This window comes from Streptomyces ambofaciens ATCC 23877 (genome assembly GCF_001267885.1).
In the GTDB taxonomy this organism is placed as follows: domain Bacteria; phylum Actinomycetota; class Actinomycetes; order Streptomycetales; family Streptomycetaceae; genus Streptomyces; species Streptomyces ambofaciens.
On sequence record NZ_CP012382.1, the window covers coordinates 172,439 to 199,369 of the forward strand.

General features: G+C 72.6%; 22 protein-coding genes and 3 pseudogenes. 6 read left to right on the forward strand and 19 right to left on the reverse strand.

Annotated features, from left to right (window positions below; genetic code table 11):
* Positions 1-253: 253 nt before the first annotated feature.
* Positions 254-2,077 (reverse strand): acyl-CoA dehydrogenase family protein, encoded by a 1,824-nt coding sequence (locus SAM23877_RS00830; RefSeq protein WP_053125886.1) that lies wholly within the window; start codon positions 2,075-2,077, stop codon positions 254-256.
* Complete coding sequence (locus SAM23877_RS00835; protein WP_079030615.1) at positions 2,074-2,958, reverse strand: aromatase/cyclase; 885 nt, start codon at positions 2,956-2,958, stop codon at positions 2,074-2,076. The genes SAM23877_RS00830 and SAM23877_RS00835 overlap by 4 nt, the downstream gene beginning before the upstream one ends.
* 346 nt (positions 2,959-3,304) lie before the next feature.
* Between SAM23877_RS00835 and SAM23877_RS00840 the strand changes: the two genes are divergently transcribed.
* Positions 3,305-3,547, forward strand: coding sequence for a DUF6059 family protein (locus tag SAM23877_RS00840; protein ID WP_053125890.1), 243 nt, complete (start codon positions 3,305-3,307; stop codon positions 3,545-3,547).
* Between the two features lie 512 nt (positions 3,548-4,059).
* Here the strand turns inward: SAM23877_RS00840 and SAM23877_RS00845 are convergent.
* The 4 genes from SAM23877_RS00845 to SAM23877_RS00860 form a co-directional block, all read right to left on the reverse strand.
* On the reverse strand, positions 4,060-5,328 hold the full coding sequence (locus SAM23877_RS00845; protein ID WP_079029946.1) for a ketosynthase chain-length factor: 1,269 nt from the start codon (positions 5,326-5,328) through the stop codon (positions 4,060-4,062).
* Positions 5,325-6,596 (reverse strand): beta-ketoacyl-[acyl-carrier-protein] synthase family protein, encoded by a 1,272-nt coding sequence (locus tag SAM23877_RS00850; protein ID WP_053125893.1) that lies wholly within the window; start codon positions 6,594-6,596, stop codon positions 5,325-5,327. The genes SAM23877_RS00845 and SAM23877_RS00850 overlap by 4 nt, the downstream gene beginning before the upstream one ends.
* Positions 6,593-7,372, reverse strand: coding sequence for a thioesterase II family protein (locus SAM23877_RS00855; protein ID WP_053125898.1), 780 nt, complete (start codon positions 7,370-7,372; stop codon positions 6,593-6,595). Before SAM23877_RS00855 ends, SAM23877_RS00850 begins: the two co-directional genes overlap by 4 nt.
* Before the next feature lie 359 nt (positions 7,373-7,731).
* On the reverse strand, positions 7,732-8,553 hold the full coding sequence (locus SAM23877_RS00860; protein ID WP_053125900.1) for an AfsR/SARP family transcriptional regulator: 822 nt from the start codon (positions 8,551-8,553) through the stop codon (positions 7,732-7,734).
* Positions 8,554-9,430: 877 nt separating this feature from the next.
* On the opposite strand from SAM23877_RS00860, the gene SAM23877_RS00865 reads away from it, so the two are divergent.
* Positions 9,431-10,438, forward strand: a complete 1,008-nt coding sequence (locus tag SAM23877_RS00865) for an AfsR/SARP family transcriptional regulator (protein WP_244902880.1) — start codon at positions 9,431-9,433, stop codon at positions 10,436-10,438.
* Between the two features lie 16 nt (positions 10,439-10,454).
* On the opposite strand, the gene SAM23877_RS00870 is transcribed toward SAM23877_RS00865, so the two are convergent.
* The 5 genes from SAM23877_RS00870 to SAM23877_RS00890 all read right to left on the reverse strand — a co-directional run bounded on the left by SAM23877_RS00870 (position 10,455) and on the right by SAM23877_RS00890 (position 16,452).
* Positions 10,455-11,294: an AfsR/SARP family transcriptional regulator gene (locus SAM23877_RS00870; RefSeq protein ID WP_053125904.1), complete on the reverse strand. Its 840-nt coding sequence runs from the start codon at positions 11,292-11,294 to the stop codon at positions 10,455-10,457.
* 409 nt (positions 11,295-11,703) lie between these two features.
* Complete coding sequence (locus tag SAM23877_RS00875) at positions 11,704-12,375, reverse strand: helix-turn-helix domain-containing protein (RefSeq protein ID WP_244902881.1); 672 nt, start codon at positions 12,373-12,375, stop codon at positions 11,704-11,706.
* Positions 12,376-12,408: 33 nt separating this feature from the next.
* Positions 12,409-14,001 (reverse strand): acyl-CoA carboxylase subunit beta, encoded by a 1,593-nt coding sequence (locus SAM23877_RS00880; RefSeq protein ID WP_053125907.1) that lies wholly within the window; start codon positions 13,999-14,001, stop codon positions 12,409-12,411.
* A gap of 132 nt (positions 14,002-14,133) precedes the next feature.
* Entirely contained in the window at positions 14,134-14,364 is a 231-nt protein-coding gene (locus tag SAM23877_RS00885) for an acyl-CoA carboxylase epsilon subunit (RefSeq protein ID WP_053125910.1), read from the reverse strand.
* A gap of 1,374 nt (positions 14,365-15,738) precedes the next feature.
* Complete coding sequence (locus tag SAM23877_RS00890) at positions 15,739-16,452, reverse strand: ScbR family autoregulator-binding transcription factor (protein WP_053125912.1); 714 nt, start codon at positions 16,450-16,452, stop codon at positions 15,739-15,741.
* A gap of 921 nt (positions 16,453-17,373) precedes the next feature.
* On the opposite strand from SAM23877_RS00890, the gene SAM23877_RS00895 reads away from it, so the two are divergent.
* Positions 17,374-17,913 (forward strand): GNAT family N-acetyltransferase, encoded by a 540-nt coding sequence (locus SAM23877_RS00895; RefSeq protein WP_053125913.1) that lies wholly within the window; start codon positions 17,374-17,376, stop codon positions 17,911-17,913.
* A 667-nt stretch (positions 17,914-18,580) separates the two neighbouring features.
* On the opposite strand, the gene SAM23877_RS00900 is transcribed toward SAM23877_RS00895, so the two are convergent.
* A complete protein-coding gene (locus SAM23877_RS00900; RefSeq protein WP_053125915.1) occupies positions 18,581-19,207 on the reverse strand; it encodes a TetR/AcrR family transcriptional regulator in 627 nt (208 codons plus the stop codon).
* 141 nt (positions 19,208-19,348) lie between these two features.
* Here SAM23877_RS00900 and SAM23877_RS00905 point away from each other — a divergent pair, with 141 nt between their 5' ends.
* A complete protein-coding gene (locus tag SAM23877_RS00905) occupies positions 19,349-20,299 on the forward strand; it encodes an alpha/beta fold hydrolase (RefSeq protein WP_053125918.1) in 951 nt (316 codons plus the stop codon).
* 414 nt (positions 20,300-20,713) lie between these two features.
* Here SAM23877_RS00905 and SAM23877_RS00910 read toward each other — a convergent pair whose 3' ends face one another.
* Together SAM23877_RS00910 and SAM23877_RS00915 are read right to left on the reverse strand one after the other, a co-directional pair.
* The gene (locus SAM23877_RS00910) at positions 20,714-21,193 is read right to left on the reverse strand and encodes an HIT family protein (RefSeq protein ID WP_053125920.1); all 480 of its coding nucleotides are present in this window, start codon (positions 21,191-21,193) and stop codon (positions 20,714-20,716) included.
* 468 nt (positions 21,194-21,661) lie between these two features.
* Complete coding sequence (locus SAM23877_RS00915; RefSeq protein ID WP_053125922.1) at positions 21,662-22,063, reverse strand: RidA family protein; 402 nt, start codon at positions 22,061-22,063, stop codon at positions 21,662-21,664.
* A 104-nt stretch (positions 22,064-22,167) separates the two neighbouring features.
* Between SAM23877_RS00915 and SAM23877_RS00920 the strand changes: the two genes are divergently transcribed.
* Positions 22,168-22,551 (forward strand): winged helix-turn-helix transcriptional regulator, encoded by a 384-nt coding sequence (locus tag SAM23877_RS00920; RefSeq protein WP_053125924.1) that lies wholly within the window; start codon positions 22,168-22,170, stop codon positions 22,549-22,551.
* A gap of 175 nt (positions 22,552-22,726) precedes the next feature.
* Here SAM23877_RS00920 and SAM23877_RS40995 read toward each other — a convergent pair.
* Positions 22,727-22,822 (reverse strand): annotated as a pseudogene (locus tag SAM23877_RS40995) (diadenosine tetraphosphate hydrolase); the annotation flags it as partial.
* A gap of 610 nt (positions 22,823-23,432) precedes the next feature.
* Here SAM23877_RS40995 and SAM23877_RS00925 point away from each other — a divergent pair.
* Complete coding sequence (locus SAM23877_RS00925; protein ID WP_053125927.1) at positions 23,433-23,837, forward strand: type II toxin-antitoxin system PemK/MazF family toxin; 405 nt, start codon at positions 23,433-23,435, stop codon at positions 23,835-23,837.
* A gap of 177 nt (positions 23,838-24,014) precedes the next feature.
* Here SAM23877_RS00925 and SAM23877_RS00930 read toward each other — a convergent pair whose 3' ends face one another.
* The 4 genes and pseudogenes from SAM23877_RS00930 to SAM23877_RS00940 form a co-directional block, all read right to left on the reverse strand.
* Positions 24,015-24,521 carry a DUF6624 domain-containing protein gene (locus SAM23877_RS00930; protein WP_053125929.1) on the reverse strand — a complete coding sequence of 169 codons (507 nt, stop codon included), beginning with the start codon at positions 24,519-24,521 and terminating at the stop codon, positions 24,015-24,017.
* Positions 24,522-24,644: 123 nt separating this feature from the next.
* A pseudogene (locus SAM23877_RS42000) lies at positions 24,645-24,888 on the reverse strand (IS5/IS1182 family transposase); the annotation flags it as partial.
* Positions 24,889-24,943: 55 nt separating this feature from the next.
* Positions 24,944-25,048: pseudogene (locus SAM23877_RS42005) on the reverse strand (IS5/IS1182 family transposase); the annotation flags it as partial.
* Between the two features lie 526 nt (positions 25,049-25,574).
* Positions 25,575-26,900 (reverse strand): cytochrome P450 family protein, encoded by a 1,326-nt coding sequence (locus SAM23877_RS00940; protein WP_079029950.1) that lies wholly within the window; start codon positions 26,898-26,900, stop codon positions 25,575-25,577.
* Between the last annotated feature and the right edge of the window lie 31 nt (positions 26,901-26,931).

Here is a 26,931-nt window from a genome sequence, read left to right on the forward strand (position 1 = left end):
GGTCCGCCCGCCGGTCCCCCCGGCGGGCCGGGGTGGTCTGCGGCCGGGGCCGGCACCCCTACTGATGCCCGGACGTGCCGTGGCGGGCGTTCGGCGGCCCGTGCACGTCCCGGTTCCTGTGCGCTCCCGCGAGGGGCCCCAACGGGGCCCGCACGGGCCGGTACGCACCCCTACGGGCGGTGCGGGCCTGCGCTGTGCGGGGTGGTGCGGGGTGGTGCGGGGGTGCCTCCTTTCCGGTGCGTGTCACGGTGTTTCAGCCGGCCAGGGGGGTGGCGTACAGGTCGAGGCTGCGTGCGTGGCGGCAGCGTTGCAGTACTTCGGCGAGGACCGTCTGCTGTGCTTCGGCGGGCACCTCCCCCACCGGGGCGCCGAGTCTGCGGGCGATGCGGCTGAGGACGAGTACCGCCCAGGCGGGGTCGGCCAGGAAGGTGTCGGCTGACGCCTGGCCCTCCCAGACGCCCAGGCAGGCGGCGGCGGACAGCACCAGGGCGTAGCGGTCGGCGAGGGCGCAGGCCAGCGGGTCGACCGCGGTGCTGGAGGTGGCGGGCAGGGCCGCGCAGCGGGTGCGCAGCTCGCGCAGTTCCCCCACCAGGGTCTGGGCCAGGCGGGCCAGGGCGGCGTGCAGCGGGGTGGCGGCCGGCTGTGCGGTGAGGCGTTCGGCGGCTGCGATCAGGGTCGCGGCGAGCAGGTCGTCGGTCCCGGAGTGGGTGAGGCTTCGGTGTTCCAGCGGCGGCAGCGGGGCGCCCGGGGTGTACAGGTGTGCGGGCGGTTCCTGGGAGCGGAACCAGGCCTGGCGGGCGAGCGCCGGCAGCTGGGGTACCAGCACCGCCTGGCAGACGGCCGTTCCGGAGTGGCCGAGGCCGGCCACGGGCAGGTCCCGGGCCAGTTTCTGGAAGCCTCCGTAGAGCGGGCCGCGGTCGTATCCCCTGGCGCCCAGGACGGCGGCCAGTTCTTCCAGGTCCTCGCGCAGCAGGTCGGGCATGGTGTATTTGACGGCGGCGGCGAGCAGGTAGGCGTCCTGCGGCATGAGGCTGAGGGCGCGCAGTCCGGTGACGGCCATGGCGTCGCAGGCCAGCAGGTCGGCGAAGACGCCGCTGAGTGCTTTGTGCCAGCGCCGGGCGGGCTGCCGGCCGGGCCGGTTCTCGGTGGCGGCGCGCACGGCCAGCCGCAGGACGCCGTCCACGCCCGCCAGGACCGTGCCGGGGATGAGGCAGTGGCTGATCTGGAAGCTGCGCAGGGCCAGGGTCACGCCCTGGCCCGGGGAGCCGACCAGGGCGCTGGGGGGCAGGTGCACGTCGTTCAGGCGCAGGCCGTGGAAGCGTGCGCCGCGCATGCCGGGCATCTCCACCCGTGCCAGGCGGTGGACTTCGCCCCGGTCGGGCGGTCCGGGCAGCAGGAGCACCGAGTGGCTGGCGGAGCCGTCCTGGGGCGAGGTGCGGGCGTAGACGACGAACGTGTCGGTGCGGTCGGCGTTCATGACCGCGTCCTTGCTCCCGTTCAGCACGAACCCGCCGCCCGGGGCGGGCTGGGCGCCGACCTCGCGGCGCAGGATGGCGTTGGCGTGGGCGACCTCGCGGTGCACGATGGCGACCCGGCCGCCGTCGAGCAGGACGCGGGCGAGGGCGGCGCGCTGGGAGGCGTCGCCCGCGGTCCACACCGAGGAGGCGGCGAACAGCGAGGTGACGCCGAAGCCGTAGCCCAGGGCGAGGTCGCGGCGGAAGAGGGGGCGCAGGACGCGGGCGAGCTGTTCGAGGTCCGTCAGGCGTCCGCCGAGGTCGTGGGGGACGAATTCGGCGCTCAGGGCGTGGTCGGCGAGCAGTGCCTCGGTGGCCGCGGGTGCCTCGCGGCTGTCGTCGGCCCGTACCAGTGCCAGGTGCCCGTGCGGGTTGCCGGGGTCGAAGGGGTCACCGAGCGCGGCCTCCAGCCGGGCGGCGCGGGCGGGTTCGCCGCCGTCGTGCGCCGGGGCGAAACCGTGCGCCCGGGCGGGGGCGGTGCCGTCCGCCGGGGCGGGGGCGGTGCTGTTCGCGGGGGTGGTGGGGTGGGCGGGGGTAGGGGCCGTGCCGGCCGTGGCGGTCACAGGACCCGCACCGCGCCGCAGGCGTGGCGCGTGGCGTGTTCCAGCACGTGCCGTCCGGTGCGGGCGAGTTCGTCGCGCAGACGCCGGGCGGCGTCCTGGCCGCCGGCGGCGGCGTCGTCGCTGAGCAGGATGTGGTGACGGACGCTCACGTCGACTCCCGCGGGGTGGGATTCGATGGACCACTCCCCGGTGTAGGCGGCCAGCGGTCCGCTGGTGTGCAGATGCTTGTGCACGAGGCGGCCCGCGCTCGGGAAGGCGATGCGCACGGCCCGGGTGCCGGTGGCCGAGCGGCCGTCCAGGGTGAGGGTCTGGATGCCCGGGGTGTCCTCCCGTACGGCGAGCGGACGCGTGTAGGCCAGGTCCTCGGGCCAGTCCGCGGCCCGGTAGAGGAAGTCGAAGACGAGTTCGGCGGGTGCCTTGACCCGTACGGTGTCCTCGAAGGTGACCGCGAGGTCGTCCAGGCGGGTCCAGCGCTGGGCGAGGCGGGCCAGGCTGTCGAGCTGGGCGCGGCTGTTGTCGCGGGTGACGCGGGCGGCCCAGGCGACGTCGGCGGGGGCGTCGCCGGTGACGGTGAAGGCGTGTTCCAGTCTCACCCGGCACACGTCGCCGGCGGGGTGCACGCTCCACACGCCGGTCATCGACTCGAGGGGGCGGGCGGGCAGTTCCTGGCGGAACCGGACGCGCCGCTGGCCGATGTCCAGGTGCCGGCGCGAGACCCACGAGCTGATCCGGTCTCCGGCCAGCGCCCACATGCGCAGCCTCTCGCGGGTGCCGTCGAAGTCCAGTTGCTCGACGTGCAGGCACGGGGGGAAGAACAGCGGCCACACGGTGGCGTCCGCTATCAGGCCGTACAGCACTCCGGCCGGGGCGGGAACGCTCACTTCACAGGCCGTGCGGTGCACTCGCGTATCCGGCATCGTCCACACCCTCCGTCGTCCAAGGCGTCGCCGCCGTGCCGGGTCCCTGGCCGACCGCACAGGGGCCGCGGTCCACCGAGGGGGCGGGCGCGGCGGCCCGTTGTGCTGCGGCTGTCCTCGACCCTGTCCGGAACCGCTCGGGATCGGCCTGGGCCGTGCTCGGGTGTGCCTGGAGGGTGCCGGCCCGGGGGTGCTCGACCGCGGCCCGGTGCGTTCTCGAGGGCGGCGGCGGAGCGTGGCCTGCCGTGCGCCGCCGGTTGTGCCGGTGGGGGCGCAGTGGTCCCAGAAGCGATCCGGGGAGGTGGCAGGGATGGGGTTCTCGCGTCCGCGCCGGTTCATCCGCGGCCTGTGGGAGGGCCTGGTCACCTACGGAAGGCTGTGTATCGGGGGTGAGACGGCGCCGTACGAGGAGGTACGGCCGCAAGAGCTGTGGCGTGAGCCGCCCCCGGGGCATCCGGAGCGGGTGCGCAAGGACGTGCCCCTGACCGAGCTGGAGCGCCGCCTCGCCCGTGAACTGGACGGCGGCGCCCACGACGACCGCGACGCCGCGTAGTCCGCGCCCCGCCCCCTCACCTCTCCCCCGCCCCCCTCGGCGACGGGCCCCGCGCGTCGGCGGCCGAGGGGCCACCGCGCCTTGGGCTTTCCGTATCCCGGGGCTCCCCGCGTCCTTGGGGCTCCCCGCACCGGGGGCCGTTCCGGCGCGGGGCATGCGCCTTGCGGCTGCCGGCGTGCTGTCCCGGCGCGTTGTCCCGGCGTGCTGTGTACCTGCCGGCCGGGGAGTGTCGCCGCCCGTGGCCGGGAGCCCGCCGCACACCGGTCTCCCGGTGTGCTGTCCGGCGTGCTGGGTGCCCGCTCCCCCGGGCTTCGCCGCCCCCGTGGCCGGGGGGGCCGCGCGGTGGTCGCGGTCGTGGGTCTGTGCCGGGCCGTTCAGGTCCGCCCGTGCGCCCGTCCTGTGGTTTCTGGCGGGCTGTCCGGGCCGTCCTGCGTCCGTTTGTGCCGGGCTGGTCGCGGCCGGTGCGGGGCCGGCCGGGACGGTGCCCGGGGGCGGGGGGTTGGGGTGGGTGGTTATCCGGGGTGGGGTGCGCGCAGGACCGTGGCGGCGTTGAAGCCGCCTCGTCCGCGGGCGAGGACCAGGGCCACTTGGAGGTGGGGCAGCCGGCGTGGGGCGGTGACCAGGTCCAGGGGGCAGTCGCCGGCGACGCGTGTGGTGCCGGTGGTCGGCGGCACGGTTTTCGCGTTCAGGGCCAGCAGGGCGGTGGCCACGTCCAGGGCCGCCCCGCCGGCGCCGAGCCGTCCGGTCATCGTCTTGGGGACGGTGACCGGCACCCCGTAGGGGCCGAACAGGGCGCACAGTGCGGTGCTCTCGGTGCGGTCGGCGCTGCGCCGGCCGGCGCCGTCCGCGAAGACGACGTCGACGTGGGCGGGGGTCAGGCCGGCCTGGGCCAGGGCCAGTTCGGCGGCTTCGCGCAGCCGGGGCCGGCGGGGGCCGTCGAAGGTGGAGGCGCAGCCGGCGACGGTGCCGTAGCCGGTGGCGCCGCGGCGTGCGGCCGAGCGGGCGTCCTCCAGTACCAGCAGGGCGCCGCCCTCGCCGACGGTGTGGCCGTCGGCCGTGGCGGCGAAGGGCCGGTAGGCGTGGTGGGGTTCGCCGCTGGGGCTGAGCCGGCCGTCCGCCAGGTGGGCGGCCCAGCCCCAGGGGCACAGGGTGGAGTCGACGCCGCCGGTGACCATGAGGGGTGCGCCGTCGCGGATGCGGCGCCGGGCGCGTGCGAGGGCGTCGATGCCGCCGGCCTGTTCGGTGATGATGGCGGAGCCGTGGCCGCGCAGCCGGTGGCGGATGGAGATCTGGGCGGGGGCGGCGGCGTGGAAGGAGGCGAAGGACTGGTAGGCGCTGACGTGGGTGGCGCCCTTGCTCCACAGGGCGGCCAGGCCGCGTTGTCCGAACTCGGCGCCGCCGGCGAGGCTGGCGGTCATCACGCCGGCCTGGTTGCCGGCCGTCTCCTGGGGGCCGGCGCCCGCGTCGTCGAGGGCTTCCTGGGCCGCGGCCAGGGCGAGGCGGGTGCTGCGGTCGGTGGAGGGCAGGAGTCTGCTGGGGATGTGTTCCTCGTCGGCGAAGTCGGTGATCTCGCCGGCGATGCGCACGGGGTAGCCGGAGGCGTCGAAGCGGGTGATGGGGCCCAGTCCGCTGCGGCCGCTGAGCAGTGCGTCCCAGTAGGCCGGTGCGCCCAGGCCGTTGGGGGCGGTGATGCCGATGCCGGTGACCAGGGCCTGGTGTGTGTGCGGGGGGCCGTCCGGTGCCGGGTGGGGGCTGCGGGCGGGCGGGGCGGGGTGGCTCATGCCGCCTCCTGCAGGCGGGGCCGGGTGAGGACGGCCGCGGTGTGGAAGCCGCCGAATCCGCTGGCGACGCTCAGGACGGTGCTGGTGCGCTGTTCCCGTGCGAACAGCGGCGTGTAGTCCAGGTCGCAGGTGGGGTCGGGTTGATGGAGGTTGGCGGTGGGGGGCACGATGCCGTGCCGGATGGCCAGGGCGCCGGCCGTCAGGTCCAGGGCGCCGGCGGCGCCGAGTGCGTGTCCGATCATCGATTTGATGGAGCTGACGGGCACCTGGTGGGCGTGGTGGCCCAGGCCGGCTTTGAAGGCGTGGGTCTCGTGGCGGTCGTTGTGGCGGGTGCCGGCGCCGTGGGCGCTGATGTAGTCGATGTCCGCCGGGTTGAGCCGGGCCTGGTCGAGTGCGGCGCGGATGGCGGCGGCCATTTCCTGGGCTCCGGGGCGCAGGCCGGTCATGTGGTGGGCGCTGCTGTGGGCGGCGAGGCCGGACAGTTCGGCGTAGGGCTGGGCGCCGCGGCGGCGGGCGTGTTCCTGTTCTTCCAGGACCAGGACGGCCGCGCCTTCGCCGAGGACGAATCCGTCGCGGGTGCGGTCGAAGGGGCGGCTGGCGGTGGCGGGGTCGTCGTTGCGTGAGCTGGTGAGGCGCAGGCGGTCGAAGCTGGCCATGGTGATGGGGGCGATGGGTGCTTCGGCGCCGCCGACGACGGCCATGTCGGCGCTGCCCTCGCGGATCAGGTCGGCGCCGTGTCCGATGGCGTCCAGGCCGGAGGTGCAGCCGCTGGAGACGAGGGCGACCGGTCCCTGTGCGCCGCAGTCGCGGGCCAGGGCGGCCGCCAGTGAGCTGGGGACGAAGTAGTCGTAGAGGAAGTCGGCGGCCTCGGTGTGGTCGAGGTCCCAGGTGTTTCCGCAGTCGCTGAGGATGGCGTACTGGGTGGCCAGGGCGGTGGTGCAGCCGATCGCGCTGCCCAGGCTCACGGCGCAGCGCAGCGGGGCGCGTTCCACGCTTTCGCCGATGCCGCTGTCGGCGATGGCCTCGCGGGCGGCGACCAGGGCGAACTGGGTGATGCGGTCCAGGCGTTCGGTGTCGGCGGAGGCGAAGCCGTGGGCGGCGGGGTCGAAGTCGACCTCGGCGGCGATGCGTGAGCGGTAGGCGGAGGCGTCGAAGAGGGTGATGGGGCGGGTGGCGGTGCGGCCGATCGTCAGCAGGTCCCAGAAGCTTTTGGTGCCCACTCCGCCGGGGGCCACGACGCCGATGCCGGTGATCACGACGCGTTTCACCGTCGGCCTCCCGCGGGCTGGGCGTTCACGTGGTCGCGGCAGGCGCGGCCGACGTGTTGGGCCAGGCCGGCGGAGCTGGCGAAGAAGTGGCCGCCGGACACGGTGTGCAGTTCGATCAGGTCGGTGGTCCACTGCTGCCAGTGCCGCAGCGCGGCGGGGGCGGCGAGCGGGTCGTCGCTGCCGGCGAAGACCAGGACGGGGACGTCGACGGGGCCGCCGGTGACCGGGTCCAGGGCGGCGTTGCGCAGGGACTTGGCCAGGCGCAGGTCGTCGCGCAGTACGGGCAGGAAGGTGCGCCGCCACAGTCCGCCGGGGGACGCGGAGGCGCCCGGCGGCAGTGAGCCGATGGTGTCGAGCAGGGGCAGCAGGTCCTCGTCGGGCAGGTCCGCGCCGTCCACCAGGGCGGTGGTGGTGTGCGGGGGCGGGCAGGCGCCCACCGCCAGGAACAGCGGCGGTGCGCCGGCGTCGGCCAGGGCCCGGGTGAGGGTGTAGCCGACGAGGGCGCCCATGCTGTGGCCGTACAGGGCGTAGGGGCCGCGGCGGGCGGTGGTGAGCAGGCCCGGCAGCAGGTCGGCGAGGAGGTCGGCCCGGGTGGTCAGGCGTGGTTCGCGGCGGCGTGCTTCGCGGCCGGGCAGGGGCAGGGCGTGCACGTCGACGCCGTCACCGACCGCGCTGGCCCAGTCGCGGTAGCTGGCCACGCCCGCGCCGGCGTGGGCCAGGCAGTTGAGTGTGACCCGGGCGGGTCGCGCCGCGCGGGCCTTGGTACGGGAAGCCATCCGTCGCCTTCCTCGTGAGGGGCTGTGTCCGGCGTGCCGCGGGCGCGGCCCCGGCACGGCGGGGTGGGGCGCGGTGCCCGGCGCCGGGGGGCGGGGCGGGGACAGGTGCGCTGCGAGCCTCGCCCCGGCGGCTCGTGCGGCGCTCGACCGGCCCCCGGCCGCGGCCCTCCCGGCAGCCCCGGCCGCCCCGGCAGCCGGCAACCCCGGGACCGCACACCCCCGTCCGGCGGCCGGACGCGGCGGCCGGTACGCCGCAAGCAGCCGTCCGGGGGCCGGGCACGGCGGACGGTGCGCCGCACGGGGCCGTCCGGCGGCCGGGCGGGGAGCGGGGCGGGGCGGGCGGGGGGCGGGGCGGGGGGTCATGCCGCGTACAGGTCGAACGTCGAGGAGCGCCGGGCTCCGGCGACGACGTCCAGCTGCGGGTCGACGGCGAGCATCGCCTGGTGCAGCCGCTGCAGCTGCGGGGAGGGTTCGACGCCCAGTTCCTCGATGAGGCGCTGGCGCAGTCTGCGGTAGACGTCGAGCGCGGCGGCCTGCCGTCCGGAGCGGTACAGGGCCACCATCGCCTGGGAGTGCAGCCCTTCGTGCTGCGGGTGGCGGGCGACCAGGTCGGTGAGTTCGGCGATGAGTTCCACGTGCCGGCCCAGGCGCAGCTCGGCGTCGATCCGGCGTTCGCGGGTGACCAGGCGGCTCTGCTCCATGCGCATCACCTCGATCTCCAGGATCGGTCCGACCCGTACGTCGACCAGGGCGGGCCCGTCCCACAGGTCGAGCGCCGCGCGCAGCACCGCGGCCGCACGCTCGTCCTCGCCGTCCTCGAACGCCTGCCGGCCCTCCACGACGAGCCGTTCGTACTGGAAGGCGTCGACCGCCTCGGCGGGTATCTGCAGCAGGTAGCCGCCGTAGCGGGTGGCGAGCACGTCCTTGGCCGAGCCCGGCACGTCGGGGCCCATGGCCGTGCCCAGCAGGCGGCGCAGCTGGAGGATGTAGGTCTGCAGGGTGGTCATCGAGCTCTGCGGCAGTTCGGTGCCCCAGATCTCCTCCATGAGGGTGGGGACCGGCACGACCCGGCCGGGGCACAGGGCGAGCAGCGCCAGGATCTGCCGGGGCTTGCCGGCGGTGGGCACGACCGAGATTCCGTTGAATTCAGCGTTCAACGCACCCAGGACTTGTATTTTCACGATTCCCTCCGCAAGTTGTCAGGGCGGTTGGTTCTGAGCCGTTGATAGAGCGGTTGGTTCTGAGCCGTTGATAGAGCGGTTCGATACTGTCGCGTCACGCCATCCCGTGTCATTCCCGCCACTCTGCGGCAAGAGGAACCGGACGTTTCTGAGACCGGCGCGCGAGAGGGGCTCGAGCACGTCTCGTTCGTTTCCTGGAGGACCGGGCACGACAGCGTTCGGGCGGGGCGCCGGTGTACCGGCCGCGGGGCGGTCCTTTTTCCGCGCCACAGCACGGCTCCGGCCACGGGCCGCGGATCTTTTTTGGCCTTCGGCGGCGCCGGCGGCGAAGGCCGGAGCGCGGAGGGGACCGGAGCCGGAGCGCGCACCGGACCGGAACACGGGCGGGCTGGAGCGCGGGGCGGGGCTGGAGCGCGGCGGACCCGGTTCGCCGCGGTTCCTGCGGCTGCGGCGGCCGGGCGTCCGGCCGTCCGGCCGGCTGCACTGTCCCGGCCCGGGGCTGCCCGCACCGGCCGGGCGGGGCCTGCCCGGGGCAGGCCGGGGGGTGGCCGGGGGTGTGGCCGGGGGGTGTGGCCGGGGGGTGTGGCCGGGGGGTGTGAGAACGGGGTGTTCTGGTGTTTGCGCCGGACCGGGGCTGCGAAGGGCTGAAGGGTCCTCGAGGATTTTTCCACAGCGGTTTGCGGGTGGCTGGGGAATCCTGCGCCTGAAACGGGGGTCGGCTAGTGTCCGGGCGGAAGGAAGTGCATCTGCTATTCGTGAGGGAATACCGGGGCCGTGATGCGGGTCGGCGGGGTGCGGCCCCGGGTGTTTCCCGGGCAAGGGCGAGATGGAGTTTCGGATTCTTGGGGCCGTTCAGATTCACGACGAGCGGGCCGGTGTGCGGATCGTTCCCAGGGGTGCCAAGCAGCGTGCGCTGCTCGGTGCTCTGATCGTGCGGGCCGGCCAGGTGGTGCCCAGCGAGCGCCTGGTGGACGAGTTGTGGGGTGCCCATCCCCCGGCGAACGCCGCCAACGCCCTGCAGGCCCATGTGGCGCGGCTGCGCCGCCTGCTGCCCCCGCCGCCCGCACCCGCGCCCGCACCGGGTCCTTTGGCCGGTCCCGCGTCCGTTCCCCTGCCCGGACGCGGGTCTGGGTCGGGGTGCGGGTGTGCGCCCGGGTCCGGGTGCGGGTGCGGGCCGTCGTCGCGTCCGTGGCTGGAGTCCTGCCCGCCGGGTTATGTGCTGCGGCTGGGGCCCGCGACCACGGACGCGCAGCGTTTCGACCGTCTGGCCGCGCGGGCGGGGGTGCTGGCCGCCTCCGCGCCGGGGTGTGCGGCGGATGTGCTGCGGCAGGCTCTGGCGCTGTGGCGCGGGCCGGCCCTGCACGGCAGCGGTCAGGGGCCGTTGTGTTCGGGCGGGGCGGCGCTGCTGGAGGAGCGGCGGCTGCTCGCCCTGGAGTCGCTGTTCGATGCGAGCCTGCGGGCGGACCGCGGTGCGGAGATCACCGGTGAGCTGCAGGAGCTGGTGGCCGTCCATCCGCTGCGTGAGCGTTTCCAGGAGCAGCTGATGGCGGCGCTGGAGCTCTGCGGGCGCCGCGCGGAGGCGCTGGGCGCCTATGAGCGGGCGCGCCGGCGGCTGGCCCGGGAGCTGGGGGTGGGGCCGGGTGCGGTGCTGCGCGGGCGCAGGGAGGCGATCCTGCACGGCACCGCACCCGGCCCCGGCACCGGCACCGGGCCGGGTTCCGGCAGCGGGCCGGGCACCGGGCCGGGGATGGAGGAGGGGGGTGCGGGGGCCGTGGGCGCGGAGCTGGAGTGTCTGCGCGCTCATGTGGAGCTGCTGCGCCGGGAGCAGCGGGAGCTGTCGGGGCGCATCGCCCGGCTGACGGCACGTCATGGGTGGGGCCCGTGACGGAGGGTGCGGGGTGTCAGCGGGTGACGAGGCGGGTGCCGGCGCCGCCGGTGGCGCCGGGGGCGGCGCCGGCGGGTGCTTCGGGGCGGGCGACGAGGATGGAGCGCTGGAGGCGGCTGAGCGCGGCGGAGGGTTCCAGGCCCAGTTCGCTGACGAGGGTGCTGCGCAGCCGCTGGTAGACGTTGAGGGCTTCACCGCGGCGGCCGGAGCGGTGCAGGGCGAGCATGAACTGTCCGTGCAGGCTCTCGTGCATCCGGTACTGGCTGACCAGCACCGTCAGTTCGGACAGCAGCTCGCGGTGGCGTCCCAGGCGCAGGTCCGCCTCGATGCGCTGGTCCAGGGCGCACAGCCGGGCTTCCTCCAGCCGTTTGATCTCGGTGTCGATGAGCAGGCCGGCCTGGATGTCGGTCAGGGCGTGCCCGTTCCACAGGCCCAGTGCGTCGGCCAGCCGGCGGGCGGCGCCGGTGTAGTCCTCGGCGTCCATGGCGCGGTAGCCGGCGCCCGCGCGCTGGTCGAACTCCCGGTAGTCGACGTGTCCGCCGCGGGTGTGCAGGCGGTAGCCGCCCGGGACGGTGGCCAGGACGTCCTTGGCGGTGCAGCGCTCGCCCGCGCCGGCGCCGTGGGCGAGGGCCTGGGCGATCAGTTCGCGCAGCTGCAGGACGTAGGTCTGCAGCGTGGTGCGCGCGCTGCGCGGGGGCCGCTCGCCCCACAGCTCGTCGATGAGCGCGCTCACCGGGACCACCTGGTCGGCGTTGAGGGCGAGCAGGGCCAAGACCTGACGCGGTTTGGGAGCGGTCGGCACGACCGGTACCCCGTGCTCGCGCACCGACAGCGTCCCCAGCACTTCGACGTCCACGTTTCCCCCATGAGTCAGGCCGCAGGCCGGGTGATCCGCCTGGTGCGTCCCCCCGGTGACCGGGGACCGGTGCGCGGCTCCAGCCCTGATAAAAAAACAGCACAGTCGGTTTGTCAATGTGAGTCCGCCGTGCTGCCCCGCGACCGCCCCGATCCGGTCAGAACGTGATCGAACACCTGCCCACCTCCCGCCCGTGAGCAGGCAGTCTCGCTGCGTGAACCGACGGTGATGCGCCACCGGGAGGCGAAAGCACGTCCTGTCCAGCGGAAGGAGACGTTGGCCGAAAAGATGCGGCGGATACGGCGGGCGGGCCCGGGGGTCTGCGGGCAGGGGGAAGCGCCCCTTCCTGCGGATATGACCGGATCGCACAGGATCAGGGGGCACGGGGAACAGACCTTGCGGTCTTATTTCAGCGGGGAAAGGAGCCGTGGGCCTCCAGCGCCCCGAGGGCGGGGCCGGGGGCGAGGGCGGGCAGGAGCAGTCTCCAGAACTGGGCGACCGTCCGCCTGGACAGCCACGCCTCGTCCCGCGTGCCGAGCACCTCCAGGCCCACGGTGACGGCCACCACGGCGGCCACCACACCCTCGCGGGCCACGCTCTCGCGCAGCTCCCCCCGGCGCTCCGCGGCGTCGACCATGGCCGTCACCCACGTGTGCCAGCGCAGCCGCAGGTCGGTGCGCGCCGGGCGGCCCGCCTCCCCGCTCAGCTCGAAACCCGCCCGCAGGACGACGTCCTGCTGCAGCCGGCGGGCGAGTTCATGGGTGGCGTCGACCAGGCGCTGCAGGGTGCTGGTGTCCCGGCGCCCGCCGGCACCGGCACCGGAGCCGGGACCACGGCCGGAGCCGGAGCCGTGACCAGAGCCGGGGCCGGGGCCGGGACCGGGGCCGGTGATGGTCTGCAGGACGCCGGCGGCCGCGTGCTCCACCGCGTCGGCCAGCACCGCCTTGCTGGCGAAGTGGAAGTGCAGTGCGCCGTTGCTCACGCCCGCCCTGGAACTGATCAGGGTGAGCGAGGCGGCGGTGAAGCCCTCGTGGTGGAAGACCTCGGCCGCGGACCTGATGAGCGCCTCGCGCGTACGCACTGCACGTTCCTGTCTGACCATCGCTCGCTTCCGTCACTGCGGTGGGTTGCCGTGCTTCCGGGACGGCACGTCGGCGTGCTTGGTGCGCAGCATCGCCAGGGACCGGATGAGCACCTCACGGGTCTCGGCGGGATCGATGACGTCGTCCACCAGACCGCGCTCGGCCGCGTAGTAGGGGTGCATCAGCTCGGCCCTGTACTCCTTGACCATCTTCTGGCGCATCGCCTCGGGGTCCGGTGCGGCGGCGATCTGGCGGCGGAAGATGACGCCCGCGGCGCCCTCTGCGCCCATCACGGCGATCTCGTTGGCCGGCCAGGCGAAGGTCAGGTCCGCGCCGGTGGACTGGGAGTCCATGACGATGTAGGCACCCCCGTAGGCCTTGCGCAGGATCAGGGAGATGCGGGGCACGGTCGCGTTGCAGTACGCGTACAGCAGCTTGGCGCCGTGGCGGATGATGCCGCCGTGCTCCTGGTCCACGCCCGGCAGGAAGCCGGGCACGTCCACCAGCGTGATGACCGGGATGTTGAAGGCGTCGCACATCTGCACGAACCGGGCGGCCTTCTCCGAGGCCTCGATGTCCAGCACGCCGGCCAGGGCGCTGGGCTGGTTGGCGACGATGCCCACCACCTGGCCGCCCAGACGGGACAGGGCGCAGATGATGTTGCGGGCCCAGCCCTCGTGGACCTCCAGGTACTCGCCGTCGTCGACGATCTCCCCGATGACCTCGGTCATGTCGTAGGGGCGGCTGCCGTCGGCGGGCACCAGGTCCACCAGCGCCTCGCCGCGCCGGCCGGCCGGGTCCGAGCAGGGCACGCAGGGCGGGTACTCCCGGTTGTTCTGCGGCAGCAGGGAGAGGAGGTAGCGGACCTCGGCCAGGCAGGTCTCCTCGTCGTCGTAGGCGAAGTGCGCCACGCCGGAGGTGCCGGCGTGCACGTCGGCGCCGCCCAGGCCGTTCTGGGTGATCTCCTCGCCGGTGACGGCCTTGACCACGTCCGGGCCGGTGATGAACATCTGCGAGGTGTCGCGGACCATGAACACGAAGTCCGTCAGCGCCGGGCTGTAGGCCGCGCCGCCCGCGCACGGGCCCAGCATCACGCTGATCTGCGGGATGACACCCGAGGCACGGGTGTTGCGCTGGAAGATGCCGCCGTAGCCGGCCAGGGCGGACACACCCTCCTGGATACGCGCGCCCGCGCCGTCGTTGAGGGAGACCAGCGGCGCACCGGCCGCGATGGCCATGTCCATGATCTTGTGGATCTTCGTGGCGTGGGCCTCGCCCAGCGCACCGCCGAAGATCCGGAAGTCGTGCGCGTAGACGAAGACGGTACGGCCCTCCACCGTGCCCCAGCCGGTGACCACCCCGTCGGTGTAGGGCTTCTTCGCCTCCAGGCCGAACCCGCTCGCCCGGTGCCGGCGCAGCTGCTCGACCTCCTGGAACGAACCCGCGTCCAGCAGCAGAGCGATCCGCTCCCGCGCGGTCAGCTTGCCCTTGGCGTGCTGCGCCGCCGTCGCCTTCTCACTCGGCCCGGCCACCGCCTGCGCACGGATCCCGTGCAGCTCCGCCACACGGCCGCGCGCGCCGACGAGCGCCGCGGACACCTGGGGAACGTCATTGAGGACTGTCACGATGCCTCCCTCCTCACGGCGCGGCCAGCCACCCCCAGCATAACGAACCGTCCGTGCGGTTTTTAGTGGGGGTGGGTGGTACGCGCATGAATCAGCCATGAAAGTGCCGGCCGGCGGCCGGCGCCGGCCGGCCTACCGCCAGCTGTACGGGGAGCGGTAGGCCGCGGCAGAACGCTCCGGACGCCACGGCGGGACATCCGCCGCCGTCCCCTGCGCCCCGCCCGGCGGGACCTCGGGCGCATCGCCCGCCGCGTCCTCGCACCGGGCGGCCAGCACCGCGCACAAAACGACGGTGACCGCGGCCAGTTCCTCCTCGCCGGCCGCACCCCGCACGATCCGCAGTGCACTGTCCGCATGCCCCATGTCCGCTCCTTCCGACCCCGGCCACCGTCCGGCAGCCCGCTACAGGAGCACTCACGTACCGGTCGAGAGCCACCACACGACACACCCCCACCCGCACACCGCCACGCCCGGCCGCACACCCGCACGCCCGCACGCCCGCCCGCCTGCACACCGGCCCATCCGCACACCCGCGCGCCCGCACACCGGCCCATCCGCACGCCGGCACACCGGCACACCGGCACACCGGACGCGTACGGCAGCCTGACGCACCCGAACGACGAGGCCCGCCCCCGGGCAGACGCGGCGGCGCCCGCGGCAGCCGGGGCACCGTGCGCGTACACCCGCCGGCGCCGGTCGCCCTGCCCGCGCCGTACCGGCCCCCGGACACGGGACAGCCGCAAGGCCGGCACGCGGACGCGGCACGGGCACGCGGCACGGGCACGGGGGCGGGGGCTGGCACGGGGGCTGGAACTGCGGCGCGGGCAAGGCGGCCGGCGCGAGCACGCACGGCAGGCACGAGGGCGGGCGGCGTGAGGGCGAGTGGGCGCCCGGGGCGCGGGGACGGACGGCAGGCACGAGGTGACCGGCGCGAGCACGGACGGGCGGTCGCATGCGGGTGACGGCCGCGGAGGCGGCCGGCACGGGCGCGAGGGGCGGGCGGCGCGGGCAAGGTGACCGGCGCGAGCACGGACGGGCGGTCGCATGCGGGTGACGGCTGCGGGGGCGGGCGGCAGGCGCGAGGGCGGGCGGCCGGCACGGGCGCGAGGGGCGGACAGCGCGGGCAAGGTGACTGGCGCGGGGGTGGGGACGGCTGGGCGGGCCATCCAGGTGACGGTCGCGGAGGCGGACGCCCAGGCGCGAGGGCGGGCGGCCGGCACGGGCGCGAGGGGCGGGCGGCGCGGGCAAGGTGACCGGCGCGAGCACGCCCGGCAGGCACGGGTACGGCCGGGCGGGCGCACGCGGGGACGGCCCGCCAGGGCAGACGGCAGGCGGGCGGCGCGCACCCAGGTGGCCGGCGCTAGGGCGGGCGGCGGGGGCGGGCGGCAGGCGCACGCACGTGTGCCAGGCGCACACCGGCGACGGCCGCACGCACGGGCGGCAGACGCACACCGGCGAGGGCCGCGGGGCCGGACGCCAGACGCACCCACAGGGGGGCGGGCAGGCCCCTGCGCGGGCGGCAGACGCGAGGACAGGGGGCGGCAGGCACGCACAGGCGGCAGCCACACCCCCGTGGGGCAGACGCGCGACAGGAAGCGGGCAGACGCACGCGCGGGCGGGTGGCGGGTGTGCGGGCGAGGAGCCCGGTGACCGCGGCCGCGGCCGTAGCCGGCCGGGTGCGGCTGCAGCCGGGCCGGGCCTGGCACCGGCCGGGCGTGCACCGCGGGGTGTTGTTCCTCAGGCGGTGGCCGCGGCCGCCGCCTGCTGCGTGCGTTCCTCCTGCGGGGAGTCCGCCTGCTCGCCCGGCCCCTCGAGCAACGCGTCGCTCGCCGAACCGAGCCGGGCCGCCCGCTCGGTGGTGATCTCCAGACTGCTGAGCACGGCCGGCACGGCGATGCTGGGCAGCAGGTGCCGGAAGAGAGCCACCACCCGCTCCTCCAGGTCCTCGCGCCCCAGCAGGATCTGCGAGTAGAGCTGCGTACCGGTCCACGCCGCGGAGAACAGCCACGCACTCTCGGCCGGCACCACATGCGGAAGAAGCTCACCCTGCTCCTTCGCGGCACCCAGCAGCACCTCGGACGCCCCGATCCACTGCCGGATCGCCGACGAGCCGTACTCCGCACGCAGTTCCTGCTCCAGACTCAGCCTGGCGACCGCGCTCACCAGCGGATCACGCCGCATGCGGTAGGCCACGATCAGACCCGTGTCCACGAACTCCTGGAGCCTGCACGGACCGGGCGGCACCCGGATCACGGAGAACTGCTGCTCCAGCACCCCCTCCGCCAGAGCCTGCTTGGAAGGGAAGTGGAAATACAGCGCCCCCTTGGTGACACCCGCCCGTCTGAGGATCTCCCCGATGGTCGCGGCCTCGTAGCCATGGGAGTCGAACACCTCGGCCGCAGCCTTCAGGATCGACAACTGGGTACGGATCGCTCGTTCCTGCCGAGCCACGGGACCTCCCGACGGTCTTTGCCTCAGGAACGGGCAAGACACCACCGCTCCCCACCCCAAAACAAAACCAGGGAGTCCGTATTTTCGCAAGCCAACACGTGTCAGCATGCACGTACTTCTCACACCGGCCGACCCCCACCGGGACCGGCCAGAACCCCTCACGACGCACCCGCCGCTGGTCACAGCAGCAACCGGCCCCCGACCACGCCACGGGGCACACACCCCGCTTTCACAACCGGGCGTGCGGATTCAACCGTCCCGCACCAGCCGGCCCCCACCACCCACGCCAGGCACACCGGCAACAACGCACACCGCCGCAACAGCGCACACCCGCCCCCGCCCGCCGGCCCGCACCAGACACGACGACGCGGTACTGCACTCCACCTCCCGCCCCACGGGAGAACCCGGGCACCTGCACCCCGTCAACGACACGGCACTCCCCGGCCCTTCCCGCAACGCCCCGCCCCGCCCCGCGCCCCGCCTGCGGCACCGGCCGCCCCCGCACCACCGCCAAGCAGCACACCCCGGGCCGCCGACGGCACCGCCCCACTCCCCGTCCCGTCCCGGCAATCACCGAGTGACACCCGCCCCGGCCCGCCCGCTGTGCCTGCCGCAAACCGGCAACGACAACCCCCGCCCCCCTTCCGGTCCACGCGGCCCAGCCACCGCTGCCCGCCCACACACCGACCGCCACCACACCCCCACGCCCCGGCCCACACCCACACTCAGTGCCTGTTCCATATCTCCGGTTCTGGGTGACGTTGGTGCCTAGAGGCTGGGTCAGCGTCCGACGGTGCCGGGCGGCCCGGAGGGCGGGTGTGTGGGGGCTGTACTGAACGACTGAGGCCGGGAGCGAGTCCGCCACTGTCTACCTCGCCGGACTCCACATCGCCGTCATCTTCATGACTCTACGATCTTCGTATGAGCGAATGGGACCTGGCGGGGGAAGAGTTGTCGACCGCCCGACTATCACTGCGGCGTCCGACCGAAGCCGACATCGAGGCAATCTTCGCGATCCACAGTGACCCCGCAACCTGCCTGCACAATCCCTCCGACGCCCTCGCCCGGCCTGAAGAGGCCAAGGAGCTCTATCAGCGCTGGAACAACCAATGGCAGAGCTGCGGATACGGGTACTGGGTTGTCCGACGCCACAACTCTGCCCGGCAATTGGGGTTCTGCGGGGTCAAGCCCATGGACCTGAATGGCATGAACGTTCTCAACCTCTTCTACCGTTTCGCCGCCTCGGCATGGGGTCAGGGCTTCGCCGGCGAGGCGGCGACTGCAGTGACCGACTGGGTATCGCGCCACGTTCCCGACCTCCCGCTGATCGCCCGAGTCAGACCGGCTAACGCTGCCTCGCAGCGCGTGGCGGCACGTGCCGGCCTGATGCGGGCAGAACATCTCGACGGCCCCGGATACGACGGCTTCGACTGGATCTACGCAGCGAAACTGCCTGGCTGAGTACACTCCGCGTGTGTGGTCCCTCGCCCGAAGACTGTTCAGTGTTCCGAGCTGAGACACGAGGCGGGCCGTCATCCGTTCTGCCGCGAGCGGTATCCGGCCAGGCGGGGAAGCGTTAGCTGGCCGCTGCCTGCCGACCCGCTCGCGAAGGCATGCTCTGGACGATTCAGTCCGCGGACGCCGCCGCGTCCTGGCCGCCTTCGACGACTGACCTGCGGCAGGCTGAAGATCGCTTTGTCTGTCGTTGCGCGCCTGGCGCACGTGCACCGCAACTGATCTACCGGCACGGCGATCTCCACGCCGCCGTACTGGCCTGTGCTGTGCAACCGTCGGCAGGGTCCTCTGGGTCCGAGGTCAGTCGCCGCTTCCTCCAGGCCGTACCTCGCTAACTTGCCGACGACCCGCCAGGTCCAGCAGTTCATGAGCTTGAACAACGGCTGTCCCATGTCCTCGGTCAGGAGGCCTGGCAGGCTGCTGGGCTCGGAGTTTTCACGATGCCGACGCCCTCGAGGAGAAGCTGACCCACCTCGAGCCGCAAGTTGCGGAGGTCAACTCGCAGCTTGGTGAACGCGACGAGGATCCGGCAGCCACTTGGGCCACCAACCGCGAGCTGATGTCCCAGCTCAACAGCACCTCAGGCCGATGCCAATGAAGACAAGAGCGGAAGTCACCGGGTCGTAGGCAAGGCCTGGCTGCGATTGAAGATCCTGTCGAGGTGGTACTGGAGTGCCGCGGTGGCGGACTCCGGTGTGCGCTGTCCGACGAGGATGCTGGTGCCCATGGTTGCCGTCATGGCGAGCAGGCTGATCGCCTCCGTGCGGGCGTCGGCTCGAGAGTCGGCTTGGCCCGTCTTCTGTGCCCGTTGGATCAATTGGGCAATGGCGTTCTCGGCGTCGTCGGGCTTGTCGATGAACGGCTGGGTGGCGAGGGCCTCGTCGGTCACGGACAGGATCGAGTAGGAGCTGTAGAGAAGGTGGAAGATTCGGCTCTCCTCGTCGGTCGGCAGCGAGGCCAGCAGCAGAGCCTCGATGGTCGCGCGGGGGCCCGGGTCTTGGCCGGCAGCGGCGAGGCGGGCGCCGACGCGTTCGGTGAAGCGGTCGGTCAGGTGTTGAAGGCCGTGGAAGAGCAGCTTTTCCTTGGTCTGGAAGTAGTACTGCACCAGGCGTAGTGAGACGCCCGCCTCGGCGGCGACGTCACGCATGCCGACTGCGTGCAGGCCCTGCCGGCCTGCGACCTGGATGAGTGCTTCAGCGATCTGGGTGCGGCGTTCATCGTGGTCCACGCGCTTGGGCATCCGTGGTGTCTCCGGCCGTGGTGGGTTGGTGGGATCCCTGTTCGCCGTCTGGTCCGGCTCAAGGGCTCCTTTTCATGGTACCGCCGTATCACCAATATGGTACGGTCGTATCATAAAGAGTGGATCTCACGGAGGTAGCCCATGTCCGAGAACCCGCCCGGAACGCGCCGCGACATAGGGCGCTACGTCAACGACCAGTTGCGCGACCGCTACTTCGCCGCCTGCGACGTGCTGTACGCGAAGGGTGCACCGATCCGCTCCGAGACCGACGTGAAGACGAGCTTCGGGACGACTCACGTCTACCGGTACGGCCCCGCGGACCCGGCGGCCGAGGCCCGTACGCCGGTCGTCCTGATCCACGGCTCGGGCGGCTGCTCCGCGATGTGGTACCCCAACACGGCCGCGCTCAGCGCCGAGCGCCCGGTCTACGCCCTTGACACCCCCGGCGACCCGGGCCGCAGCATCCACCGCGAGCCGATGTGGCAACCCGAGCGGGCCGCCCAGTGGATGGACGAGGCCCTCGACGTCCTCGGCCTCGACAAGGTCCACCTCGTCGGCTCCTCCTACGGCGGCTGGCTCGTCATCAATCAAGTCCACCGCCGGCCCGAACGGATCGTCTCCGTCACCGCCCTCGACCCGGGCGGGCTGGAGAAGGTGGGGCTCCGCTTCTTCGTCTGGATCTTCGCCAGCCTCTTCGCCACCTTCGCTCCCAAGCGGCTGCGCCCGGCTCTCGCCAAGTGGCTGGAACAGCCGGTCATATCCGATCCGGATCTGCGCGCCTGGATCCAGGCCGGCGTGAAGGCCTTCCGGATACGCCGTCCCGCTCCACTGCCGCTGTCCGACGCCGAGCTGGGCTCCATCCGCACGCCGTTCTACCTGATCATGGGTAAGCGCAGCCTGCTGGTGCACCCCAAGCGTCAGCTCGAACGCGTTCCCCGGGTGATTCCCGGCGCCCGCGCCGAGATCGTCGCAGCGACCGGCCACGGGCCGCAGATCGACCACCCCGACCTCGTCAACGCCCGGATGTTGAGTTTCATGGAGGACATCGATTCCTTCCACCCGGTGACGCCCCGGGACGTCACCGATGCCTAGCCGGTGAGACATCCGGAACCACTCGCGGGGCGGCCTGACCCGGCACACGGACCACCACCCCGCCCCACCGGGGCCGGCCGCTCACCGGGGCGGCCCGGTCCGGGAGAGCCCCCTTCGCGAGAGCAGCCGATGCCGACCACGCCGGCCGAAGCGGCGGGAGTCCGCCGCGGACATGGCAGACCCGCATCCCCGCCCGGGGCCGTGCCGATGAAACACCACCCCTCCCCCACCCGCACCCGCACCCGCACCCGCAGGAGCGGCAGGTGCAGACCCGGCCGCGGCAGGCACACCCACCCCACGCCGCAGGCGTATCCAGCAAGCACGGCAGAAAGACACTTCACCGAACCCGAACCCGGCCGAGGCGCACGCCTCTTCGCCACTCCCCCGGCCCTGACGGCCGGCAGGCCGGGAACGTCAGGTCACTGTGCGCAGCCGGTCCAGTTCGCCGCCGAGCGCTTCCCGCAGCGCGTCATGCTGCCCACCGAGCCTGGAGTGCTCCTCACTCCACCGCTCACGCGGATAGAGCCACACCGGCGCACCCACCACATGGGCCGGCTCCCACGCGAACCGCGGCCAGACATGCGCGTGCAAGAACGGGTCCCTGTTCCCCAGGATCTCCAGGTTGACCCGCCGGAACGCCGGATCCAGCCGCCGGCACACCCGCTCGACCGCTTCACCGAGCAGGTCGAGGTCGGACAGGAACGCCAGCCGCTTCGCCCTCGGCAGGTCCGACAACCGCTCCACACCCGGCTCGTCCACGAGCAGAACCGAGTAACCCGGCAGGAACTGCACATCCCCGATCACCGCGAACCCTGCTGTCAGCCGCCGCAGCACCGTCGGGTTCTCCCCTCTCAGCGCAGCCCCGACCCGGTCCGCCCGCCAGTCACCAGCCACAACCCGAACCCGCCCTCCATGACCGAAACCCGCCCCTCGCCCCGCTCCCCCGCCCACAGTTCACAGTTCACAGACAAGCAGGGCCAGGGGCAGCCCCGGGCCGGCTTCCAGAGATTCCGCCGGCAAGGGACCGGCGGCCAAAAGACCCGCGGACCATAATCTGCAGGACCTTGAGGGAGGCGGAGAAGGCGGGCGGACCCGAAGGCCGGCAGGGCCCGAGACACCAGGGGCGGGGGACCGGGCCGGGTGCGGATGACGGGGGACCTGGAAAGCCGAAGGCCGCAGGCCCCTGGACCGCTGTGCGTGTCCTTGTTCACGTCGCCGGCGCAGAAGCCTCAGATCGCGGTGGAGGCGGGCACGGCGCCCATCGGGGTTCATCCCGCATGCTCATCCGCCCGGCATTGAGGCGGAGGCCGGCTTCGGCGACGTGGCCGTGCAGCTGGCGGGAGAGCGTGCGGGGAGGAGACCTCAAGCGGGCAGTTTCGTGTCGATGACGAAGCTGATTTCGATGACCTGGCCGGGCAAGGTCAGTTCAGGGACGCCCAGGACCGTGCTGGCCGGGCGGTGGCCGCCGAAGTACCCCAGGTTGCCCTCCGCCGTCGCTGCGGCGTTCTGCCGCAGGTTCACCACGTACAGGGTCTGCGAGACGACCTGGTTCCGGGTGCAGCCGTAGTGGTCCAGGACCCTGTCCATGTTGGCGTAGGTCTGCTCGAGCTGGGCGGCGAAGTCGCCCGCGTGGAGGAACTCGCCTGCCTCACCGAACGAGAGCTGTCCAGAGACATGGATCAGCTCGCCGGACTTGATCGCCTGTGAGTAGCCGAAGTCGCTCTCGGCCGGCACGTTGTAGTTGAAGACGTCCATGGTGGTCACGGTGCGCGCGCCCCTTCCGGTGTGCTCTCTTGTAGTTACTCAGGGACTGTAGGAGAGTGATGGCTGATCTGGAAGAACGCACTTTTTCGTGACTGAGGAACCCCATGGTGACCAAGCAACTGCTCAAGGGCCTGCCCGAGGACGCTGACCTGCGGCGCGCCGACTCCCTCGCGCGGGAGATCTTCTCGGACGTCGCCAACAAGTGGGCGCTCCTGATCATCGAGGCGCTCGGCGAGCACACCCTGCGCTTCAGCGAGCTGCGCAACGAGGTCGAGGGCGTCAGCCACAAGATGCTCACCCAGAACCTGCGCATGCTGGAGCGCAATGGCCTGGTCGACCGGAAGGTGCACCCCACCGTGCCACCGCGAGTCGAGTACACCCTCACCGAGCCGGGCCGGGCCCTGCGCACCGCGGTCGACGCCATCTGCGGCTGGACCCACCAGCACCTCGGGCACATCGAGAGTGCACGCGGCCGTTTCGACGCCTGACGGGCCGGCAGCGACACCCTCGCGCGTTGCGCGATTCCTTGATCGAACACACTGTCACAGGCGGCTGACTGTCCCACGGACTTGCTGCTGTCTCTCGTGACCATCCATGAACTTCAAGATCACCAACTGCTGCCCGAACCAGCAGACAAACGCTGCTGTCCGAAGTGAACGAAGCCAATTGCGCATGCAAGAACGGGTCCCTGTTCCCCAGGATCTCCGGGTTGACCCGCCGGAACGCCGGATCCAGCCGCCGGCACACCCGCTCGACCGCCCACAGTTCTCAGTTCACGGAGCGGACAAGCAGGGCCAGGAGCAGCCCCGGGCCGGCTTCCAGAGATTCCCCCGGCAAGGGACCGGCGGCCGGAAGACCCGCGAACCACCATCCGCAGGACCTTGAGGGAGGCGGAGAAGGCGGGCGGGCCCGAAGGCCGGCAGGGCCCGAGAGCCCGGCAGGGGCGGGGAACCGGGCCGGGTGCGGATGACGGGGGACCTGAAAACCCGAAGGCCGCAGGCCCCTGGACCGCTGTGCGCGTCTTTTCATCACGTCCCCGGTCCCGGCGGTGCTCCAGCAGTTCCCGCGCGGCAGGCCCGACGGCAGCCCTGTACCAAGTCCCTTACCCGACGCCGGGGTTCAAGCGGCCGCTGTCCGGCCCGCTGCCGGGGCCCATCAGGACCTCGAACGCCTCCTGCCGGCGGACAGGGTCTACGCTGTGACTCGCGTCCACATCGCACGGTCTTCCGTCTTCCCACGCCGGGGATCACCGATGATCCGCACCCGTCTTCACCGGCCCCCCCGCGGTCACGACGTGCGAAGACGGGCCGTATTCCGTCTCCCGCTCGGGCACGCAGCGTCCGCCCGCCGACTCGTGCCAGGAGGACACATGCAACGCGGCGAAGTCTGGTGGGCCGACTTCGACGAGCGACGTCCCATCGTGCTGCTGTCGGGCGACGAGCCCTCCGGGCTCCAGGCCATCCAGGTCGTTGCACCAGCGGGCGTCGACATCAGCGGCCTGGGCGTCGAAGTGGCGATAGGCGCCCAGGAAGGACTCCCCTTCGAAGGCGTGCTGCGGTTCGCCCTCCCGCGTCCAGGCCTCACTCCCTGCACCTGGCTGACCACCGTGGCCCAAGACGACCTGATCGAGCGGGCGGGCGTGCTGTCCTGCGCGAAGCTCAGCGAGGTCGAAGAAGCCCTCCACGCCGCCGGACAGAGAAGAAAGTGGACCCCGACAACGCTGGCCAGGCTCCACCAGATCAAAGACGCCCACCGCGCCGCAGGACTCGAGTAGCGGACGCCTCCACCGCCCAGCCCGATCCCGCCGACGACCGACGGCCGCCTCACTCCACCGCACTCCAGCAACAAGACCACGGCCTGCGGCCGGAGTGCCAGGTCCGGTCCGGCGGGTCATTGCCTGCGGCAGCGAGCCTGGGGCAATGATCCGCAGCACGCGACTGGGAACAGCGCGTCAGGCCGGGGAGAACTTGGCAACGTACTCGTCGAAGGGCTCGATCCCGACTTCTGCTCGGAGTTCGTTCATGCGCTCGGGCTCTTCACAAGGCCACGGAATCGGTGCCCCGTCCTTCAGGCCGGCGATTTGAGTGCCGTAGACCTGCTTGCGTCCCTCGTTGACCAGCGTGCGGTCGCACAGGAAGGCCAGCTCGCGCGGGCTTGCCGCGCCCGCCGACACCGCCTGCTGCATCAGGTGGAGGGCGCGCCGCTGCACATCGAGTTGCCGGTCGGCGTGCTGGGCGATCAGCCAGGCTGCGCGTGCGGCCTCCTCACCGACCAGTTCTGCCGTGGGCCAGCCGTATTCGTCCATGATCTCGCCCAGCCGGTCACCGTGCCGGGCGGTCAGCCGCCGCCAGGCCAGCTGGTCGGCAGGGTCATCGCTGTTCGCGCGGACTGCGCACTGGTGATCGGCTGCAGCCATGTCCGCGAGCTCCACGGCCAGCGCGGCAACGTCGTGCGCCACTCTCAACTCCCAGTTTGGCTCGCTACGTTGTGCCTGTTGCCCGCAAGCCTAAAGGGGCAGATCAGACGTAAAGATCATTCTTGAGAACGGTGACAGGCACCTCCCCGCATGGGGATAATGGATCTACGCCCGAAGCCAGAGCCGGATCGCTACGACAGTCACGGTGCCCTGGAAGACGTAGGCGCGCTTGCCGAACCTTGTGGCCACGTCCCGGAAGCGCTTGAGGGCGTTGATCGTCCGCTCAACTTCATTCCTTGGCTTGCAGATCGTCTTGCCGAAAGCCGGTGGGCCGGCCGCCACGATGCTTTCGGTTGGCCCGCCGGCTGCCCGGTTCGGGGACGGTGTGCTTGATCTGCCGTCGGCGCAGGCAGATCCCGCCACGGCACCCCGGTGCGCTGCCGGAAGAGGATTTTGTTGATCACCCTGCGACGGCTTACCCCACGCCCGTCCCTCTGGCCGGACTTCGGCAGGCGCGGACGCAAGCGTGCCCATTCGCCGTCTGTCGGATCTCCCCGCCCCATGAACATTGCCAACGACTCGAATCCGAGGCAGTCACATGATCCGTCGGACAGGGCCTGAACGTCCGAAGGACCGGGGCCGGAAGGCCGAAGGCCCAGCGGGGCGGAAGGCCGGCGGAACAGAAAAGCCGCAAGGCCAGGGTGGAAAGGCCGGAGGCCCGCAACCCGCAGAGCACAAAACCCGGAAAAGGCAGAAGCCCCTGAGGGCCGGAAGCACCAGGAAGAAGACGGAGCCGAAGGACCGGGCGCCCAAGGCCAAGAACCAGGGGACAAAAGGCCGGCAGGAGGGAAGGCCGGCAGGACGGCGGGGGCCGGACGGCCGGCAGGACGGCGGGGGCCGGACGGCCGGCAGGACGGCGGGGGCCGGACGGCCGGCAGGACGGCGGGGGCCGGACGGCCGGCAGGACGGCGGGGGCCGGACGGCTGGACGGGGGCCGGACGGCTGGACGGACGGAAGGCCGGCGGGGGCTGGAGGGTCTTCGAGGGCGGCGGCGGGTCACGTCGCCGGCCCTGCCCCCTCTCTCTTTGCTTCCGCTCAGGCGGTCGCTGCCGGGACGGGCCGCGCCGCGGGCCGCGCCGCGGGCTGCTCCCCGGCCCGCCCCTCACCCGCACCCGCACCGGCGGCCGCCGCGGGACCCAGCAGCACAGGCAGCTCACGATGACCGTTGGAGATGAACGACTGCAGCGGACGCAGCTCTTCGTAGGCCACCGCGAGCTGCAGGCCGGGGAAGCGGGTGAACAGGCCGCTCAGCGCGATCTGCGCCTCCATCCGGGCCAGCGGAGCACCGATGCAGTAATGCGTGCCGTGCCCGAAGGACAGGTGACTGCGGCGCGTGGCGCGGGTGACGTCGTAGCGGCCGGCGTCCTCGCCGTGCACCACCGGATCACGCCCCGCCCCCGCATACGAGATCACCACCGGGTCACCCGCGGGGATGACCACCCCGCCCACCTCCACGTCCTCGACCGCGAAACGCAGGATGCCGTTCGCACCCGGCGCCTCCAGCCGCAGCGCCTCCTCCACCGCGTCGTCCCAGCCCGCCACGCCCGAACGCACCAGCTCGAGCTGGCCGGGATGGGCCAGCAGCAACGCGATCGTGTTGTCCAGGAGATTGACCGTCGTCTCGTACCCGGCCGTGTACAGCAGGATCAGATTGTCCACCAGCTCCCGCTCACTGAGCCGCGAACCGTCCTCGTCACGCACCGCGATCAGCGCACTGGTCAGATCGTCCCCCGGCACCCTGCGCTTGCACGCCACCAGATCATCCATCATCTGATACAGGTCCGCGGCATTGCGCTGCGCGTCCGCCAGCGACACCGCCGTATCGAAGAACCCCAGAATGATCCGCCGCAGCCGCTCCCGGTAGGCCACCGGAATACCGAACAGCTCGGTGAGCACCTGCATCGGCAGCAGACAGGCGAACTCCCGCCGCACATCCACCGGCCCGCCCCCCGGCCGCTCCTGCAGAGCATCCAGCAAAGAAGCCGTGATCTCCTCGACCCGCCCCCGCAGCACCTCCACCCGCCGCACCGTGAACGCCGACGCCACCAGCCGCCGCAACCGCGTGTGATCCGCCCCGTACGCCGTCACCATGTTCCGCACCGACACCCAGATCGCCAGCGGCCACGCCTGCTCCACCCGCCCCTCACGCCACGCAGGCCAGTGCCGGTAGGCATCCTTCGACACCCGCCCGTCCGTCAGCAGAGCCCTGATCTCCTCCGCACCCGTCACCGCCCACGCCCCCACCCCGCCCGGCAACACCGCAGCCGCCACCACCCCCCGCTCACGCAACCGCGCCGCTTCCCCCTGCACATCCCCACCCGACGCATCAAACGCATACGGGCACCCCTGCACAGACACCATCACAACTCCCCCCAGCACGACCCCGACAAGG